The organism is Bartonella massiliensis (genome assembly GCF_902150025.1).
In the GTDB taxonomy this organism is placed as follows: Bacteria; Pseudomonadota; Alphaproteobacteria; order Rhizobiales; family Rhizobiaceae; genus Bartonella; species Bartonella massiliensis.
The window spans coordinates 39,548-59,497 of sequence record NZ_CABFVS010000001.1 but is presented as its reverse complement, the minus strand read 5'-3'; the positions used below and the strand labels follow the sequence as shown (position 1 = coordinate 59,497).

The 19,950-nt window shown below is 36.7% G+C and carries 11 protein-coding genes; 3 read left to right on the top strand and 8 right to left on the bottom strand.

Going from position 1 to position 19,950, the window contains the following annotated elements; translation table 11 throughout:
* The first annotated feature begins 143 nt into the window (after positions 1 to 143).
* The 3 genes from dxs to FNZ60_RS00210 are packed head-to-tail and all read left to right on the top strand — an operon-like array spanning position 144 to position 4,061.
* Positions 144 to 2,051, top strand: coding sequence for a 1-deoxy-D-xylulose-5-phosphate synthase (gene dxs / locus FNZ60_RS00220; protein WP_142415773.1), 1,908 nt, complete (start codon positions 144 to 146; stop codon positions 2,049 to 2,051).
* Positions 2,052 to 2,067: 16 nt separating this feature from the next.
* The gene (locus tag FNZ60_RS00215; protein ID WP_142415772.1) at positions 2,068 to 2,814 is read left to right on the top strand and encodes a TlyA family RNA methyltransferase; all 747 of its coding nucleotides are present in this window, start codon (positions 2,068 to 2,070) and stop codon (positions 2,812 to 2,814) included.
* A complete protein-coding gene (locus FNZ60_RS00210) occupies positions 2,811 to 4,061 on the top strand; it encodes a class I SAM-dependent RNA methyltransferase (RefSeq protein ID WP_142415771.1) in 1,251 nt (416 codons plus the stop codon). The genes FNZ60_RS00215 and FNZ60_RS00210 overlap by 4 nt, the downstream gene beginning before the upstream one ends.
* Positions 4,062 to 5,858: 1,797 nt before the next feature.
* Here FNZ60_RS00210 and FNZ60_RS00205 read toward each other — a convergent pair.
* From FNZ60_RS00205 to FNZ60_RS00170, 8 genes are all read right to left on the bottom strand, one after another.
* Positions 5,859 to 6,629 (bottom strand): hypothetical protein, encoded by a 771-nt coding sequence (locus FNZ60_RS00205; RefSeq protein ID WP_142415770.1) that lies wholly within the window; start codon positions 6,627 to 6,629, stop codon positions 5,859 to 5,861.
* 94 nt (positions 6,630 to 6,723) lie between these two features.
* Positions 6,724 to 7,497, bottom strand: coding sequence for a hypothetical protein (locus tag FNZ60_RS00200; RefSeq protein WP_142415769.1), 774 nt, complete (start codon positions 7,495 to 7,497; stop codon positions 6,724 to 6,726).
* Positions 7,498 to 7,587: 90 nt separating this feature from the next.
* Positions 7,588 to 8,079: a hypothetical protein gene (locus FNZ60_RS00195; RefSeq protein ID WP_142415768.1), complete on the bottom strand. Its 492-nt coding sequence runs from the start codon at positions 8,077 to 8,079 to the stop codon at positions 7,588 to 7,590.
* A gap of 1,610 nt (positions 8,080 to 9,689) precedes the next feature.
* Entirely contained in the window at positions 9,690 to 14,654 is a 4,965-nt protein-coding gene (locus tag FNZ60_RS00190) for a DEAD/DEAH box helicase (RefSeq protein WP_142415767.1), read from the bottom strand.
* A gap of 579 nt (positions 14,655 to 15,233) precedes the next feature.
* On the bottom strand, positions 15,234 to 16,841 hold the full coding sequence (locus FNZ60_RS00185; RefSeq protein ID WP_142415766.1) for a YfjI family protein: 1,608 nt from the start codon (positions 16,839 to 16,841) through the stop codon (positions 15,234 to 15,236).
* Entirely contained in the window at positions 16,838 to 17,767 is a 930-nt protein-coding gene (locus FNZ60_RS00180; protein ID WP_142415765.1) for a DUF7146 domain-containing protein, read from the bottom strand. Before FNZ60_RS00180 ends, FNZ60_RS00185 begins: the two co-directional genes overlap by 4 nt.
* 99 nt (positions 17,768 to 17,866) lie before the next feature.
* Positions 17,867 to 18,067: a helix-turn-helix transcriptional regulator gene (locus tag FNZ60_RS00175; RefSeq protein ID WP_142415764.1), complete on the bottom strand. Its 201-nt coding sequence runs from the start codon at positions 18,065 to 18,067 to the stop codon at positions 17,867 to 17,869.
* A 175-nt stretch (positions 18,068 to 18,242) separates the two neighbouring features.
* Complete coding sequence (locus FNZ60_RS00170; protein WP_142415763.1) at positions 18,243 to 19,424, bottom strand: tyrosine-type recombinase/integrase; 1,182 nt, start codon at positions 19,422 to 19,424, stop codon at positions 18,243 to 18,245.
* Positions 19,425 to 19,950: the final 526 nt, after the last annotated feature.

The following is a 19,950-nucleotide window of genomic DNA, read 5'->3' as shown; positions in this document are numbered from 1 at the left end:
AAAAACAGAAACAATCATCAATCACCTCAAAGAGAGAAAAGTATTTTTCAGTAAAAAAGATGCAATGCTTTCAATAAAAGATTAAAAAAGATATATTTTTATCGTTGCTTTCTTTTGAATTAAGATAATAGGAAGGATTTTTTTTGTCTCAGGTCTTAACACCATTACTTGACCGTGTTTGTTTTCCGCAAGATTTGCGGGCATTACCCGAGTCTGATTTGGCACAGTTAGCTGATGAGTTGCGGGCTGAAACAATTGATGCTGTTTCTGTAACAGGTGGTCATCTTGGGGCAGGACTTGGTGTTGTTGAGCTTACGATTGCATTACATTATATTTTTAATACACCAGAAGATAGGATTATTTGGGATGTTGGTCATCAAACCTATCCGCATAAGATTTTAACGGGGCGTAGAAAAAAAATTCGTACATTACGTCAAGAGGGGGGGCTATCAGGTTTCACAAAACGTTCAGAAAGCGAGTATGATCCATTTGGAGCGGGTCATTCGTCTACTTCTATTTCGGCAGGTCTTGGTATGGCGGTGGCGAGTGCTTTGAAAGCGGAGACAAAACGCAATATCATTTCTGTCATTGGTGATGGTGCAATGTCTGCCGGCATGGCTTATGAAGCAATGAATAACGCTGGTGCTTTGGATGCACGTTTGATTGTTGTTCTGAATGATAACGATATGTCTATCGCACCGCCTACAGGTGCTATGAGTGCGCATCTTGCACGGTTAGTCTCTCGTCCTTCTTATCGTCATTTGCGTGAACGCGTAAAGGTATTGAGCGAAAAGTTGCCAAGATTTTTTTTGGATAAAGCACGTCGTTCAGAGGAGTTTGCGCGTGGCCTTTTGGTTGGGGGAACTTTATTTGATAAGCTTGGCTTTTATTATGTTGGTCCCATAGATGGGCATAATTTGGGGCACTTATTGCCTGTTTTAAAAAATGTTCGTGAATGTCCTCATGGTCCTGTTTTGGTTCATGTCGTAACCCATAAGGGGAAGGGATATCCGCCTGCAGAAGCTTCATCTGATAAATATCATGGTGTTAATCGTTTTAATGTTACAACAGGACAACAGGTTAAAGCATCAAGCAATATTCTACCCTATACCAAGGTATTTTCTAGAGCTTTAATAGAAGAATCTTGCCATGATGATAAGATTGTTGGCATAACAGCAGCGATGCCAACAGGGACAGGACTTGATGCTTTCGCAGAAAAGTTTCCTGAAAAGATGTTTGATGTTGGGATTGCTGAGCAACATGCCGTAACTTTTGCAGCAGGGCTTGCTTGTGAAGGGTATAAGCCTTTTGTTGCAATTTATTCTACTTTTTTACAGCGTGCTTATGATCAAATTATTCATGATGTATCAATTCAAAAGTTACCGGTACGTTTTGCCATTGATAGAGCAGGTTTTGTGGGGGCAGATGGCGCAACGCATGCCGGCAGTTTTGATATTGTTTTTTTGGCGACACTTCCTCAGTTTGTTGTTATGGCGCCTTCAGATGAACTTGAACTGATGCATATGGTGCGTACAGCTGCAGCTTATGATCAGGGGCCCATTTCTTTTCGTTATCCGCGTGGTGAAGGTATTGGTATCGATTTACCAAAACGTGGTGCGGTATTAGAGATTGGAAAAGGACGTGTTCTGCGTGAAGGGAATAGGATCGCTCTGGTTGGTTTCGGAACACGGATGTCAGAAGTATTGCGCGCTGCTGATATGTTGGGAGCTAAAGGGTTATCGACGACGGTTGCAGATGCACGGTTTGCAAAACCTTTGGATAAGGATTTAATGCGTCGTCTAGCACGTGAGCATGAAGTACTGGTAACTATTGAAGAAGGGGCAATTGGTGGATTTGGAGCACATTTATTACAATTTTTAGCACAAGAAGGGCTTTTAGAGCATGGTTTAAAAGTTCGTACACTAAAACTTCCTGATGAATACTTGAATCATGGTTCACCAGAAAAAGTTCTTTCAACTGTTGGGCTTGATGCTATGGGTATTGTCAATATGGTGTTGATGGCTTTGGGACGCGAGATTCGCATGGAATAGAAAATTCAAATATGAGATGGCTTCTAGAAAAAGGCTCGATATTCTTTTAGTTGAAAAAAACTTTTTTAAGACACGTTCCCGTGCACGTGATGCTGTCATGCGCCAAACTGTTAAAGTTAATGGTGAAATCGTCTTTAAAGCGGGGCAAATAGTGTTTGATAACGCAGAGATTGTTGTTTGTGATCCAGCGCAAAATTATGTTTCACGGGCAGCATTAAAATTGATTGCTGCACTTGATGCTTTTCCGATTGTAACAGATAAAGTGACAGCCATTGATATTGGTGCATCAACAGGTGGTTTTACACAAGTTCTTTTAGAGCGTGGAGCAGTGCATGTCATTGCTGTTGATGTTGGGCATCATCAATTTGATAAACGTTTATTGGGCAACAGTGCGATAACCTTATTAGAAGGCTTGAATGTTAGAGATTTTCAACAGGAGCATTTAGGTGGGCGGGAAATTGATCTTATCGTTTCAGATGTTAGCTTTATTTCTCTCAAACTTGCATTGCCTCCTATTTTATCCTTAGCCAAAAAAGGGGCTCAAGCTGTTTTATTGGTAAAGCCTCAGTTTGAGGTTGGCCGTCAATACCTTGGTAAGGGGGGGATATTAAAAGATCCATCAAGGGCTAGAGAAACTGCTAAAAATCTTTTTGATTGGCTCAATATACAAACGGGATGGCGTGCAAAAGCTTTACTTCCTTCCCCTATTACAGGTGGGGATGGCAATGTGGAATATTTACTATTCGGAGAAAAACAACAGTGAGTGACAATGTCATCATCAACCATATAGGAGAAAATGGTTGTGGTGTTGCTAAGACAGCGCACGACTTTGTTTATGTTCCTTTTACTTTGCCAGGAGAGCATGCTGAAATTATTGTTCACGGAAAATATGCGACATGTATCGCATTAAAAGAAAAATCATCAGAACGCATTGATGCTCTTTGTCAGCATTTTGGAGAATGTGGAGGGTGTGCTCTTCAGCATTGGCGTGCTGATGCTTATCGCGTATGGAAACGACAATTGGTTGTTGATGCGCTTCAAAACTATGGAATTAAGAGCGTTGTTGCGCCTTTAATAGAATGTAAACCTTATAGCCGACGGCGGATGACTCTCACTGCATCCATGACCCCACAAGGTCAAAAAGTTGGTTTTAACCGTTATCTCTCTCATGAGATTGTCGCTTTTGAGGAATGTCCAGTAAGCCATCCAGAACTTATTTCTCAGTTGCATAATATCAGAGAGCTCTGTGCTTTTTTAAGCAGTTCTGTTAAACGGTTTCATGTCACGATAACACGCGTTAAAAATGGTTTAGATGTTGCGTTAAGCGGTTGTATTGTACCCCAATCACTTCGTCAAAAGATGATCAATGTCGCTCTTTCATCTGGGATAACACGTTTATCTGTTGCTGGTGAAGTTTTGATCGAACGAGAAAAACCAGTAATTTATTTTGGAGATGTCCGTGTTGAATTTCCTTCTGGTGGTTTTCTTCAAGCAACCTGCGAAGCTGAAAATATAATGGACAATATTATTTTAACTCATTTAAAAAAAGCAAAGAATGCTCTTGATTTATTTTCAGGGGTAGGAACATTTACTTTGCGTATGGCAAAAAAGATGAATGTTCATGCTGTAGAAAATAATGAAGGTGCATTAAGAAATTTAAACTCATCCGCTCGTTTTGCAACTGGTTTGAAAAGAGTCACGTGTGAAAAACGTGATCTTTTCCGTCATCCTCTTTCTGTCAAGGAACTTGAGTGTTTTGAGAGTGTTGTTTTTGACCCTCCTCGTTCTGGGGCAGAGGAACAAGTCCGTGAACTGGCGAAGGCAACAGTATCACGCGTTGTAGCAATTTCGTGTAATCCTGCTACATTTGCGCGTGATCTATCTCTTCTTGTTGCAGGCGGATATATGATAGAAAAAATCATACCAATCGATCAATTTTTATGGTCCCCCCATGTTGAAGTTGTTGCTGTTTTGAGCAAAAAGAAAAAGAAGAAGAGCTGGAAGCTTTAGCTTGAAGTTTTTTTTACGCCATGAAGATTTTTTAAAGTCTCGTTGAGTATTATTATAAAAATATCTCCAAAATTTATCGATAATAATGACTTTTTTCTCATGGAATGAAGAACACGAAATATCGGAAGCTTTTTTATTTGAGATTTTTTATTATGAAATATAAAAAACAGTGTTACTCCACACAAAGGAAACATTTATTGCATAAAAACATAGTAAATTCAGTATCTTATGTGAATTTATTTTATATGAATCCACTTAGGAATCCACACTTTTATACGTGATTCATTTGACCATTTTTTATATAAGATTGTCACGTATGAATAGAGCATAAAAAGCAAATCATGATGTAAATATTATAACGCATGTGTGTATTCGAATGAAATGAAAAGCAGCTATCATTCATAACAGTTTATAAATTTTATGATACGTTTTTATCACTCAAAAATCGCATTGTTTTAAAATTTAGTCGTTTTAAATTATCGATAACATAATTTCATGCGTTTAAAGAATGGTATGTATTTTGCTCTTTTTTGAGCGAAACTTAAAAGGAATAATCGTTTGAAACTGTTATAAGCTTATAGGTTTTCATTCATTAAAGGCGCATAAAAAGATTTAAAGACAAAATCGTTTTTAAAGCGCTTTCTAAAAATTTAGAAAATGATAGGCAGATAATTATACAGACACTACCATCATGCATTATAACAACTATGAAATTCAAAACGTTATATCTTATGAAATCAAAAGCCTTTTTTGACGTATGCAAGCAAGCTATCAAAAAACGTTTTAAAAGTTATCGTTTAAAAATACAAAGTCAAATGGGGGCACCTATTAAGACAAAGATAAGCAAGCAAAATTCAAAACCGTTGTAATCTCAATACATAGGATTTTACTCAATTTTGAGTCAAAAGCTATAATGTTTAAAGAATGCTTTATCTAAAGATAACGAGATCAAATTTGAGCTGGTTAATTTGCAAAGAAATTATGTTTGAGTGCAAAATTAAAATACGCTTATGAGAACCTCTTTAAGTGAATGTTTAAACTTTGAAACATAAAATGAGATCTTTATAAGAAACGTTTAAAACACTTTTTATAACAGTTATCACTTAGTTATCATTTTCTCTTAAGAACGTTTCATTTACGAAAAAACAAAGATCTAGATTTTATAGCAGAGCAAATCTTGAAATCTTTACATTCTATAAAAAAAGCATTTGTTTATTTGTCTTATGAAAAGCTGCTTTTAAAAACCAACGCTTGTAAATATTAAAAACGGGTTTTGTTATAGACATTTCACTTAATACATATTTGCTTTTGATTTGTTTTATAAATTTGATTTTAGAATGTCATTTATTTCAATTTACTCAATTCAATTTTGAGCTTAGTAGCATATTAAAACGTTTTAAAGAAGCGTTTTGACAATGTGCTTTATTTCAAATGAATCTCTTTAAAGAAAAGGGCGTTATGATTAATACGTTTGATAGTCATAAAAGCGTTTATAGGCTCTAAATTCACTCTCTCATTCAAATGCATGCTATCAAAATTATAGCCATCATTTAAGGTTCTTTTGATAAGTTTTCATAAAGACAATAAAGCGCTTGCAATATGATACGTTTTGTATATAGGCATTCATTATTGATTTCATTTGTATGAATCATTTTTACATACCTCCGTTAAAAAGCCGCGTCATATCACTTGGCACGGCTTTCTTTTTGAATTCTCTTTTTTATGATACGTTTTAAACAATGTATTTTATAATGCGTTTATAGCCATAAAGAAGGCACTCACACACTATTATTTGTTTTATTTCTCAATCTTTACAACCTCATCGCTTTTATAGACCTCATAATTATCAGGAACCAATTTTATCTTACTTTGTGTATCTATTTTTGCTCTTCCATAGGCACGACCCCAGACTTTGACATAACCAGAGATTTTTGCATTCCCATAAACAGAGCCATAAACCGCGGCACGACCACTCACAATCGCATTGCCATAGACCTTGCCATAAATCTTTGCAAAGCCTTTGATAGCAGCTTGTCCATAAATTTTTGCACTGCTGTAAATACAAGCAGACCCAGAAACCTTTGAATGACCATAGATCCTTGCATGATCATAAACAAAAGCATTATGAGAAACGCGCGCATGATTATAAATATGGGAATTGCTATAAACGCGGGCGCCACCACTCACATGCGCATTGCCATAAATATTGCCTGCGACATGAGCACTGTCATAGACACAAGCATGGTCATAAATTTTCGCATATCGAGTGATTACAGCCTTGCCATAAACCTCAGCATTGCCATAGACACGCCCCCGCACATGAGAAAGATGCCTTACTTTAGCATGATCAGAAACATGAGCATAGCCATAGACAAGAGCCTCATCATAAACCCAGCAATTGCCATAGTGTGATAAGTTGCTTTCATTTTCGATATAGCCACCTAGATCGCCAGTCTTGACATCATCAAAATCTTTTAAAGCCCGAATGCGATAAAGGTTTGTCATTTGTTTTGTTAATCTGTCTTTAATTTGTTTTATTTGATTGGTTAATTCATATTTTTTAGACATAAGGATACCCTCACAATCTAATGTGATAAACATTGGATAAAATTTGAAATAGAATGTTTTAAAGAGAGGGCGCCCCCGCCGCGCCCGCTGTTATTTAAGCAACGTCTTTTATAGACTGATCATTATCACAAATATCATTACGAATTTTTGCACCGCTATTCACAACAGCATTGCCATAGATTTGCACGTGATGATCAATATTGGATTTACCATATACATGGGCATCATCATAAATTCTCACAAAGCAACCAACACGCGCCGAGCCAGAAACCCTAGCATTGCCATAGATACTAGAACAATTCTTAATCCAAGCATTACAAAAGACATGGGCATTATCATAAACCCGTGCAAAGACATAAATACGTGACTTGCCATATACACAAGCATTGCCAAAAACATAGCCACAAACATGAGCACTTTCATAAACATGCGCATTGTCATAAACATAGGCATCATTAGAAATGGTAGCATTATCACTGATCACGGCATTGCCATAAACATGGCCACAGACCCTAGCGTTATCATGAATTTTTGCATTTTCATAAATATGAGCGGTTGTATCAAAAACCAAAGCTTTTCCATTTATGATAGCATTGCCATAAACCTTTGCACCTCTAAAGATTTTAGCTTCCTTATAAATTTTAGCATTCTCATAAACAGTTGCATTCAAAAGAACGGCAGCATTATCATAGACCCAGCAATTCCCATTATGAGAAAGGTTATCTTCACTTTCAATAAAGCCGCCTAAAGAACCGGCTTTAACATCATCAAAATCTCTTAAAGCACGAATGCGGTATAAAGTAATCCCATCAAAAGTGAAACTTTCATTAGTAAATTCATATTTTTTAGATACAATTGTACTGGTCATAGGTAACTCCTAATCTAATATTCGATAAATTTTTAAATGAAATGAAATGTTTTAAAGAGGGGGCGCCCCCGCCGCGCCCGCGTTTATTTATTACTGCTTTATTATGGGCCTACACATCACAAATGAGATCTCACCATAAGGAGAAAGGCGTTCTGTATAAACATTCTCTCTTGTATCACCAAAGGCATTTTTAGTGACAATAGCCATGCCATAAGCACAAGCATTTTCATAAATATGCACATGACTGATAATTTTTGCACTGTCAAAAACCTGAGCGTTATCATAAACATGAGCATGAGCAAAAACCTTGGCAAAATCATAAACCTTGGCATTACCATATACATAGCCACCAACACCAGCATTGCCAAAAACCCTTGCATTTTCATAAACACGACCAGTTTTTACAACATAAGCATTATCACCAACCCAGCAATTCCCATTATGAGAAAGGTTATCTTCACTTTCAATAAAGCCACCTAAAGTACCTGCTTTGATATCAGCAAAATCTCTAATGGCTTTAATGCGATGTAAGGTAAATCCTTCAATAATCTTAGTTTCATTCGTAAATTCGTATTTTTTCATTGGAATATTTCCTAGTAGTTTAAAAAGTTTTGAAATTGACAGCCTATAAAGGCGCCGGGCGCTCAAAACACGGCTACTAGTCCGTTGTTACACTTTTCTCATAAAAGAGTATTGTATGGTGTAACTACACCCGACAAAAATCTCTATATACTAATAAAAGCATAAAAGACAATTAGTATTTTAAATACTTTGGAAAGGTTATTTCGTAACCTATTCGCTAGTAGTTTAGTGTTTTGATCACTTGAGTATTTATATAACAAAATACGTATTTATTGTCAAATAATATTTTATCTTTTTTGATATTTTTTATGATTTTTTTAATGCATTGTGTATAAATATTTATCATATGCTTATTAATTTCTTCTTTTGTATTATGTGCTTTTAAAGATATATTATGGGCTTTATTAAGCGATTGCGTTATTTTTTGAATCTATACATTTATAATATTTAGAAACGCTCTCATCATGCGTATTTTTAACTTTATAACCTATCTTGTTTTTTACTAAATGGTTTTAAAGATTTCTGTTAATTTCTTTTAATAACACATTTGCAACTTAACAGATTTTTATAGGAACTGTCTTTATAACCAATGCTTTCATTTGCATTTTGATTATAAAACCTGCTTTTTTCACGCATTCTCTATAGCTCTTATCTGCTTTATAGCCACCGCATCATTTTTCATTTTCATAAGAGAGATTATAAATAGGATAATTGTGATTTATAGCTTGTTATGAAAACATCTAAAGAGAGATTGATAACTATAGAGATGAGCAAAATCCCTTTTAATAGACTTTTGTCAGTGCTGTCAGTTAACTCTAGACCCTCTATTATTTTTTTTTTTAAATGAGAGAAAATTAAAAACATTATATTTCAATATATTAGCATTTTAATGATACAACCTATATCGACAACACAACCATAAATTCAATCCATAATATATATATGTCAGTTATGTGTCAGTAAATTGAACTGACAAAAGTGATCATTTTAGTGAGTGATTAAAACATGTCTTATGAAAGCATGTGATCCTTTAAAGCCTTTCAATAGAAAGGGGGTATAATCATAAGAAATGCTATTAAAATTATTATGGTTATGAGTTTTGGAGGTTTAGGGGGTTTTGGGTGTTCTTTTTACACCCCTTCTATATATTTTTTAAATCAAAAATAAAAGTTATTATATTTCAATATGTTAATGTTTTAAATAAACAACCTATATTAAACACAACACGTAAATACAATCTTTAATATATATTTAAGAGGGTTTTGTAGGGGTTTTGGGTGTTTTAAACACTGTCAAAACCTATAGATAAAATTCTCTTTAAACAAAGCTTATGAAAACAATAAAGCTATCATTTGAGATTACGGTATAACCTTTTAAAGGTAATCCAAAAGAAGCGTATTCTATTTAAGAATGGATTTCTTATAAGTCTTAAAGCAATACAAATAAGGGTGTTTAAAAGTGCAAATGATTTCTTTTTAGAAGAACACATATAAACACTCCTTTTAAGATTGTATCTAATTAACTTAATAAAAGAAGTATAGATTATGATTATAAGACTCTATACCCCTTATAAGATAGCATACCCATTATATGAGCATACCTTAATAAGCTTATTCAGTTTCTTTAATTTCTAATTTTGGTAGTTTTTTCACGATTTTCATTGTCTCTAAACTTACGGTAATAACCCTTTGAAACAATTCTAGAGGGTATGCAGGGTTTCCAACGGTCTCAACAGCATAGCGATTGGCATCATTCACAATACCACTCTTTTTATCAGTCTTTACACATTGACGACCCATAACCCATTCAAGGGCGGGTCTACCATTTACGATATACTCATAAGCTTCAAGAGGGATATCTGTTATGATGATATTGCTGTTATAAATAACTGTTGTTTTATCCTTTTCCTTACTATTCTTAACTTTTGCGAATTTCATTTCTTTAACGTGGTAAAATTCTTCTGGATTAGAAATATCTGTCTGTTTTGGATTGCCTTTTTTAAAGGTCACTGGATAAGGCTCTACATCTTCATAATTTACGTGCAAATGACCCAGTTCACGCCCTGCTGTAACAAATTTCCAAAAATCATCAGCACTCTTTACACAAGGGATACGAGGTAATTCTTTAGAGAGATTATCAGCATAACGGGTACGATAATCTTCCGAATGTAAGATCCCATAAACATAATAGAATAGATCATCTTTAGTAATTTTTTCATTCGGATAAGTAGCTTTAAAATGGTCTAGTCCTTCATCAGTAATGGCATCACGCCTCTGTAAACCAGTATTTTTGCTTTTCTCTATAGAATTCGTAAATAAATAAGACTGATTATTATCTTTTAAGGCTGTAACATCTTCATAAATATATAGTGGAAAGCATTGGCTAGTATCTATTGCATGAAAATCAGGTACTTTCTTAATCATGATGACAGAAAAGTCTTTTGTTGCTCCTGTACTTGTAAGTTGTATCACCTTATTATCAACCGCTTGCCCTATTGGGAATATACGCGGCATTTGATAAATTGCTTCATTAAAGGTATGATTATAATAGAGCCATTGTTGTGTAAAAGGGCGATATGAACTTTGCATAAGGCATGTATCTTCAAAGTCAAAAACCTTTCCTCTAATTAATTGCTGTTTAATACTAAAACTCCAACTAATTTTTTTCACATCTGAATTTACGAAATCATTTACAACTTTTACACGTGATTTACGTTCAGCATGTGCATAAGTATCATTAAAACGCTCCACTTCACTATTATAAAAAGTGATCATAGATTTCATATTTTTCGCTAAAGCTTCACGGCTTGAGTTATAAACCCATGCATCACGACTTGTTACAATACCACAAGAAAAAGTATCAAAAAGCTTTTTATTACCAACCTTTTTATCACCTAACACTAAAAATGATTTGAAACTTTCATCACGTTGATTGATCCAATCACCGTGCTTATCTGGTGTAATTATTTTCCAACCTTGTTCACTCCGTGTGATGCCATCAATGCTTCCAAGGGATTCAATTATCGTAAGTTTTTCTTCTCTTTTAAGATAATCTCCAATATCACGGAAATATATCTTGCCACGTTGTTCAGATTCTGGATTTTTTACAAGAATGGAAATAGCTATAGGGGCTCGAGATCCCTCACCAAAAATTCCCCCACTTTCTTTTTTACGCTGCTCTCCAGACGTTCGTGCATTCCCCCGTAAATGGAAAATATAAAGGCTGCTAAATTCCTCAACGAGGCATTTTCGTAAGCCAGCCATAGCGTTTGCATCTACAAAACTTGCATTTGTAACAAAACCAATAACACCACGGTCTTTTATACGGTCACTAGCCCAGCGGATAGCACGGATATAACTATCATACAGATTTCTTTTTAGTGTTGCTTGAGATCTTGATGCATATGTATTACGAATTCTTGTATCAAGTGCAATATAGGTTATATTAGCATTATTATCATTTTCACTTTTTTGTCCTATGGAATAAGGAGGGTTACCAAAAATAACTTTGATATCCAGTTTCTTTTGATGTTCTAAATATTCACTGTTTTCTTTGAGTATACCTTCCATAAGATCTTTCTCTTCAAGCATTCGAAACGTATCGGTTAAACCAATATGCTTGAATGGGATATAATCACCTTTCATAAGACTATGATAGGTCGATTCAATGTTAATCGCGGCTATGTAATAGGCGAGCAAGACAATCTCATTAGCATGAATATCATGACGGAACTTATATTCCATATCTTCTGGTTTGATGAGATTTGATTGTAACAACCGTGTGATAAAGGTTCCAGTACCTGTAAAAGGGTCGAGAATAGAAACACCCCGTGATCCTAGACTTTTGCCAAATTCATTGCGTAAAACATCATCAACAGAGTGAATGATAAAATCAACAACCTCAACGGGGGTATAAACAATTCCAAGCCTATCCGTGGTTTTCTTAAATGCCTTGGTAAAAAAGTCTTCATAAAGTTTGATAATAAGGTTCTGTCTTGCTTGGGGGGTTGTAATTCCAGAGGCACGGAATTTTACACTGTCATAAAACTCTTGTAATTCTTTAGAGACTTGCTGGATATTGGTTTTATCCAACTCAGCTAAGATCTTTTCCATCGCTTGAGAAATGGCATTGTTTTGCACAAATTCATTGCCATCAAACAAAGCTTCAAACACGGGGCGCGTTACAAGATGTTGTCCTAACATCTCTAGAGCTTCTTCTTGTTTGATGTCGCTGTTTAAGTTGTTTTTTAGTTCTTTATGAAAGCTCTCAAAAGCATGATAGGCTTCACTGCTTTCATCGGATAGGATATCTTTAAGATGATTGATATGATTTTGCGCAATCTCAGCAACATTGCCAGCCCATATGCCCCAATAATCCGCAAGGGTAAATTTCTTAGCCAGAAGAGTTTTAAGGGCATTAGGAAACTCTTTATAAAAGGGTAATCTTCCGGTTACGCTATGAATGTATTTTTGTGGTTCATAGGCTGCTTTTCCAATATCAAGACCCGTGCTTTCTGGTTTCTCATAAACATGGAGTTTATCTTCAACCGTCGTCATACTCTTTAAGGCAGCAATCTCTAAAGTATGACTGACGTCTTGACCTAAAATCATCTGGTTAAGGGTTACTTCAAAATTCTCATCATGGGAAAGCAACGCATTGATCACTTGCCAGACAACACTGTATCTCTTGTTGTATTTTAAAGCCTCTTCAGCAGAAACCCCAGCAGGTACCCCAACGGGTAAAATGATATAACCTCTCTTCTTGCCTTTGGAACGACGCATGATACGCCCCACCGCCTGTATCACATCCACTTGGCTTTTGCGCGGGTGTAAAAACATAATCGCATCAAGAGCAGGAACATCGACACCTTCAGATAGGCAGCGCACATTGGTCAACACACGACACGCATGCTCCCCCGCATCTTCCTTTAACCAATCAAGGGCTTCATTGCGTTTCTTGGCACTTTGTGTTCCATCAATATGCGCAAAGGTGCACTGAAGAGGCGGTGTCTCTTTATAGAGCTTATGAAGATTTAATAATTCTTTCTGGATTTCTTGAGAGTTAAATGTATCACGGATACGTTCAGAGGTCTTGATATCTTTACAAAAAGCCAAAGCCCGCCGCATAGGGTTAGGGTCATCACTCAAATCAACTTTCAGATCTATTTTACTCAGAGCTTGATAACAGCCTATAATCTTAGTCTTATCATCAAGGGTAAGTTCATAATTTTCATCGGTCATCAGATGTTGAATGGATTCACTCACTTCTTCTTCATTAACACCCAAGATAATAATCTTATAAGGGACTAAGAGTTCATTCTGGACGGCTTTTGAGAATGTATAGGTGTAAAGCTCTTTTCCATAAAGCGCTTCATCATCCATAGACGCCAGAATGCCATTCATTTCATGAGCTTGTTTTTTAGCATTGTCAGCAAAGATCTTAGGCGTTGCTGTCATATATAGACGTTTTTTGCCGCCAATGATGCTGTTGTCATGAACCTTGATAAATTCAGATTCATGCTTGTCTGTTCCCAATACAACCCCCGTCGTCCTATGAGCTTCATCGCAAATAATCAGATCAAACTCGGGTAACCCATAATCCTTTTGTGCATCCGAAATCACTTGAATGGAATGATAGGTTGAAAAGATGACGGTCATCACATCAAGAGAGGTTTTATTGGCTTTACGTGCAAGCTCTTGTGAATCCGTGGTAGCGGGTAAAACAAGATCAGAAGCATCGAGACCAGATTCATCATCATGTTTCCCTTTACGACGTTTTCCTACTTGTGTATCAGAACATACCGCAAAAGAACGTAAAGGAATTTCTGTATCAATGGTCCATTCGCGTATCGTTTGTGACATCAAAGCAAGAGAAGGCACTAAAAACAACACACGCTTGCCTTTTCCGGCGAGAGTTTCTGCTATCTTCAAACTAGTAAACGTTTTCCCCGTACCACATGCCATAATCAGCTTGCCACGGTCTGCTTCTGTTAAACCTTCACAGACATCTTTCAGTGCTTCCTTTTGATGATCTAAAAGCTTTTTTTTCGGTTGCTCTTTAAGGACGGCTTGTCCTCTTTCTTTATAAGCCCCCCAATCAATTTGACTGTTTTCTAAATCAAACAGATTAATCTGTTGAATACGAACTTCTTGACCATCACATGTGTTGTTCGCATTATCACTCCAATTGCTTTCAGTGCTATCAACCAATATGCGACGTGTGAATATTTTCTTCCCAGAGGCAGCGATAAAACTATCAATATCTTCTTTTTTAATGATGTGAGAAGCATCATAGCATTTACATTGAATAGCCGCATAGCCTCCGTCATCACGGATTGTAGCGACCAGATCAATGCCAATATCACGCCCATCTTCATCATGCTCCCCAGCCCATTCCAAATAAGTTTGAACCTTTTCGTATTCTTGCTTTTGCAAGGGGTCTTCAGACAGATAATCCTTCACAAGATTTTCAAACAGAGTTCCCAATTCACGGGGTGATTTTGCTCGTTTACGATAATAGTCCAACAGAGAGCGTAGAGTGACTTGTTCATGATCAGACTTAATAGATTGCAGCATATTACAACAGAGCTCCATTTTGGTATGATATGGTCAATTCTTTTCAAAAGAATCGAAATGAAGCTTATTAAATCCATTTTGAGTGAATTGAGAAAAAAATGTAGAAAAATGCGAAAAAATGGATAAATTTTTTCAAAATGGTGTTTTTAAAGGGACTTATCCACAGCCTATGAGAAAGATCAGATCAGCAAAATAGTGAAATTTGCTTATCGTTTGATATGTTAATCAAGACAGATGCAATACGTTCTTTTAAAATATCATAATGATTATTTTAAAGCATTTTATCACGAATTTAATAGATAGGTTTTGACGGTGTTTAAAACACCCAAAACCCCTACAAAACCCTCTTAAATATATATTAAAGATTGTATTTACGTGTTGTGTTTAATATAGGTTGTTTATTTAAAACATTAACATATTGAAATATAATAACTTTTATTTTTGATTTAAAAAATATATAGAAGGGGTGTAAAAAGAACACCCAAAACCCCCAAAACCAATAGATGCGGAATGCTTTGAAGGCTCTCTTCGATAATACAAGGTTATAGGGTTTAATGTTTTATAAGATATCCAGATTGCCTATTGTGTTGTTTTATGACTTTTTATTAAAGGATTCCATTCATAGCGTATGGTAGGTCGACCGCCTTGAGAGTTATTGTCTCCAGAGATTTCACGAATATAGTTACAACAGCATAAAAGCTCTAAAGCTTGCTTAACTGTTCCATTGTCCTTTAAACATTTCCAATTACGTTTATAAACATCACGTGAAGTAAAACCATCGGGTAAATAATCACAGCGTTCAACAATTAATTTTGCACGCTCTGCTATTAATGTATCATGCGCCGCATAAAGGCGTTTTGCGTGACTTATCAGATATTTTTCCCAATACAAAGCTCTCTCAAGAGCATTTCTATTGATTTCAAAACGCCCCCCTTCGCACAGTTCAAAAATCAACGCAAGGGTTGGTATGGTTTTATCCATTTTCAAGAGATGTGCTTGTAAACTTTCGGAGAAATTTTCCCCTTTGGTTGTTTTTTGAAAATTTTCCCACCATTCACGAAACATCTCTTGGGCTTCGGCAGAAAAACGTATGGTAATGGGGTGTTTTGGTGATCCTAAAGGTTTATCGTAAAGAGAACGAAAGACTTCTTGATAATTTTCCCATGCCTTTTGCTTGAAAGGTTTATCAACCCATTCACGTTCTTTTCGTTCATCGGGAAAAACTAGCATTTGAAATCGTTGCAATAAACCATCATCGTTTATTCCACGGTGCATTGCTTGAATGACTGGAATAATTCGTGAAGGTTGAATGCCCCCAATAACGGAAAGAGTTGCATTAGGAATATGAATGGTTCCACGCTCGATACGGTCATAGGTATATGGCTTATTGCCATTAAAAGCTGTTAGATAGAAAGAACGGTCTGATTGATATTCCTTTCTTTCTAGATTGGTTAAAAAACCAGATAATTCATCACGAACCAACAACAGACCACGGGGGTTTTCTTTTAACAATTCCCCAAGCTTTTCGACCGTGACATCATTGACGATAAGACGTCGTTTATTAAGCGTGTCATCATCGTCACTTTCTTTGTGTTCAAGAGCTTGAGAAAGAAGAGCAAGGGCGTGTTCCTCGTCTTGATCTTTGAGTGCTTTGTAGGCTTGTTTTTTCTTTTCTCTCTTGTCTAATTCAATCAGAATATCTTTTGTTTCTTGCTGTTTTTTCTGCTTTATCCATTCTTGATGCCATTCCTCTTGAAAAGCATAGAGAGGGGCTAAAGCAGCTTCCATGGTAGGTGTTTTCATGGTTGAAGGTTGCCCCACAATGGCGCCCCAGAGATTAGGAACAATTTCCCAATTGGCATATTGTTTTGGAGCGATACGCACGCCATTTCCAATAACAGCAGCCAAACCGCATAAAGCAGAGATAGCAACAAAGTCGATAGAAGATTGTTGCATATCAGAAACGTCATAAACATAGTCTATTAATGGTGTTGGGAGCAGATATACTTTAAAAGGCTCGACGGGTAAAAGAGCTTTATCAATAGACTGTAATTCCCCCCAACCGTTTTGTTGCAAGGCTTGTTCATAAGGAATAGCTTTTAAACAAGTATTATCATTTAAAAAGGCATGATCGTTATCATTAACGGGAGCAGTTTTATTATTGTGTTGTAAATTACTATTTTTCATATTTTCCTTTCTCTAGAAACTAATACGTTATTAAAGTCCATTCCTTTTGGGGCTTGCATCATAAAGACCTCAAAGCCTTGTCTATAAGCACGATTTGCTAGGGTAAAACCTGCTTTACGACCCGCATCATCGCCATCCATTGCAATTGTCAGACGCCCTTTTATCGGGGGTAAATTCACACGCATCATGCCATTGGTAGAAAGAGACGCCCATACATTCACGGGCTCTGATAACAATCCAGACAGCAGAGACAGCCCCGTTTCAATGCCTTCACAAATAACCAGATGTTTGGGATTGTCTTGACTTAAATGCACAGCACCGCCCATGACAGAACCCAACATGGCTTTGGCTGGTTTCTGATCTGTTTTGCAGCCATTGGCTTTTAAAAAGGTCCTATGAATGGCAAAAGAGCCAGCCCCCTTAACAAGAGCCACCAACGCGGGCAGTGTCATTCCTAATGGATGTGGACATTTATCGTGAAAACGTAAATCAGCAGGCAATTCACATGTGGGCCCCCGCATGCGTAAATAGGTTTCTGCTAAAGTATTTTTGATCGGTTGACTTTGTTGCCAAATCTTTTTTGCTCTTTCTGCTTTCTGTTTTGCTCTTTTGAAATCAGCACAAAACTGTTTTGAGAAAGAAAGCGTATGATCATAAGTTTTATCAACAAAGGCTTGTTTCTCCAGCAAGCCAATTCTTCTAAGCGCTTGTATGATCTCTCTAAAAGAGCAACCGGCATAACAATAGAGTAAAAGACGCCCATCAAGTCCATTGGTAATGGATAAACTAGGCAGCCTATCATCATGAGCAGGGCAACGGGCTGTTCCATAACGTCCATGCCAAACTCCACGTAATGCACAAGTAATTTTTCGAGCTGTTGTATGCAATGCATAAGCATTGCTTGTTGTAGCATTTGTAAAATGCATAAAATCCCTTCCTGCTACTTGCATTACAGGACAGATTCTGTTATTTCAGGATTTGTGAAAGTCGAAATACTTTGTCTGTCCTATAAGGCGAAGTTTTCTTTAGGCGGCGTCGTTGCTGCGTTGGTTTTTTGCCTTTTCGATTACGTCGTCAAGGTCGGATTTTAACCAACGCGCTAAGGAACCAATCTTTAAAGGTTTTGGCACCGAGCCATCAGCGACCCGCCGCCAAAGTGTTGAAACGCTTATATTAAGTATTTTTGCACTCTCACGTACCGTGAGAAGTGGTTCATTTGGAATCACGGAATCCCCTCTCTATTTAAATGATCGAATCAGCATCAATTTGCTATATATAAATAGCAATTCGTAGCAAACTTTTCCAGCAAAAAAACAATATCTTGTGATTTTTTATTCAAAATAAGCCATAATTTGTGATTATACTATTCATTATGGATTAAATATGAAAAAAGAGATAGAGCTATCCACAACTTTTATTGTTTTGACCAGTGACATAAGAAGCCCATTTATCCATATAGATGCGACGCTGTTCTAAATAATCTGTACGACGATAGGCACGTTCCACTTTACCCCCGACCGTATGACCTAGAATGGTTTCTGCGACCTCATAAGGAGCATCGGTTGTTTCTGCGAGCCAATCGCGTAAACTAGAGCGAAAACCATGGGGACAAGCTTCCAGACCAATTTTTTTCATGTATTGTAGCATGCTGTTTTGTGCAAGAGGACCACGACCGGTTGCAGAAAAAAGAAAACCATTACGAGAAAGCAGATGTGCTTGTTTAATCACTTTTAGTGCTTCTGATGATAAAGGAACGCGAAATTCTTCTGTAGCATCGCGTCGTCCTTTCATACTTTCAGCAGGGATAGTCCATATATCCCCATCAATCTGATCTTCACGCATATAACGCAAAGGGCGAGTACGAACACCAGTCAAAATAAGTAAACGCAAAGCCAGTTGTGTCATGGTTGTTGTTTTGCAGAGTGACTGATAAAAGGCAGGCACATCTTTCCAATCCATTGCAGGTAAATTTTGTGCTTTATGGCGTTGCTTCCCTAACAGAGCGCGTGCTTTTATTGTTGCTTGTAAATCAACATCCAATCCTAATGCAGCAGCGTGTTTGAGACAAAGATTAAGACGATTTATTGCTTTCTCTGCTGTTGCAGCTTTTGTATGCCATATGGGAGCAAGTACATTGCGTATCTCTGTTTGGGTAATCTCTGAAATGGGAATACAGCCTAATTTGGGGAGAACATAAAGTTGTAAAGGTAGAAACCAGTTCCCAGCCTTGCCATCTCCTTTTAATTCAGCTTTACGACTTTCAAAAGCATCTAAGGCAATGTCTTTTAGATAATGGAGGTTACTTATTGCCTCACGCTTTTGTTTTTCACGTTCTTTAATAGGGTCACGACCCTCATGTAAAACAGAACGCCATTGGTTTGCCAATTCACGGGCTTTTTTTAAAGAGACGTTTCTCAACGCGCCTAATCCCATTTCGCGACGACGCCCATGAATAGTATAACGATAAAGCCATTGAGCACCACCATCTTTACGCTTATGGAGTAACAAGCCGGCACCATCATTATATTTGCCAGCCCCCAATGTTGCGACAGATCTTGCATTAAGACGGTTCATAAGAGGCATTTTTAGTCCTTTCTTCTATAGTTTTTACCCACACGCCAGCCCCGCTTTTGACATGCAAGCAAGTGATATTAATTGATACGATATGAGAGGGTTTGTGATGAAAGAATCTTACTATATTCGGAGCTATGATTCAAGTTGAAAAAGAATGATTTATCATTATAAATCAATGTGTTGCCACACAAAAGACGAACATATTATGAAAAAGATATGTCTGAGGGGGCCTAAACAAGTCGATACCACCTTTATATTTACTACCTTGCAATATCATGACGGCCTTTGGCATGTGGAAGAATTCATGAAAGGTATGTTTTTCTTATACAGTTTCACGCCACACAGCTCTCTTCGCTTATAGCATATAAACCAATGATTTTTATTGCTTCAATATACACAGATTTAAAATAAGAGAATTCTACGGTTCGAGGTTTTCATTCAAGTTAAACAACGCTAGACGATCTTTATTAAATAATATGTTGCATAAAAAATGCACCCCCTTACAAACCGCCTTAATAGATTAAGAAGGAGAAAA

Coding starts and splice junctions, on each gene's coding strand:
- FNZ60_RS00180 (WP_142415765.1), bottom strand. CDS start 17,767: ATGCATTTTACAAATGCTACAACAAGCAATGCTTATGCATTGCATACA.
- FNZ60_RS00185 (WP_142415766.1), bottom strand. CDS start 16,841: ATGAAAAATAGTAATTTACAACACAATAATAAAACTGCTCCCGTTAAT.
- FNZ60_RS00190 (WP_142415767.1), bottom strand. CDS start 14,654: ATGCTGCAATCTATTAAGTCTGATCATGAACAAGTCACTCTACGCTCT.
- FNZ60_RS00215 (WP_142415772.1), top strand. CDS start 2,068: ATGGCTTCTAGAAAAAGGCTCGATATTCTTTTAGTTGAAAAAAACTTT.
- FNZ60_RS00200 (WP_142415769.1), bottom strand. CDS start 7,497: ATGACCAGTACAATTGTATCTAAAAAATATGAATTTACTAATGAAAGT.
- FNZ60_RS00205 (WP_142415770.1), bottom strand. CDS start 6,629: ATGTCTAAAAAATATGAATTAACCAATCAAATAAAACAAATTAAAGAC.
- FNZ60_RS00170 (WP_142415763.1), bottom strand. CDS start 19,424: ATGCCTCTTATGAACCGTCTTAATGCAAGATCTGTCGCAACATTGGGG.
- FNZ60_RS00195 (WP_142415768.1), bottom strand. CDS start 8,079: ATGAAAAAATACGAATTTACGAATGAAACTAAGATTATTGAAGGATTT.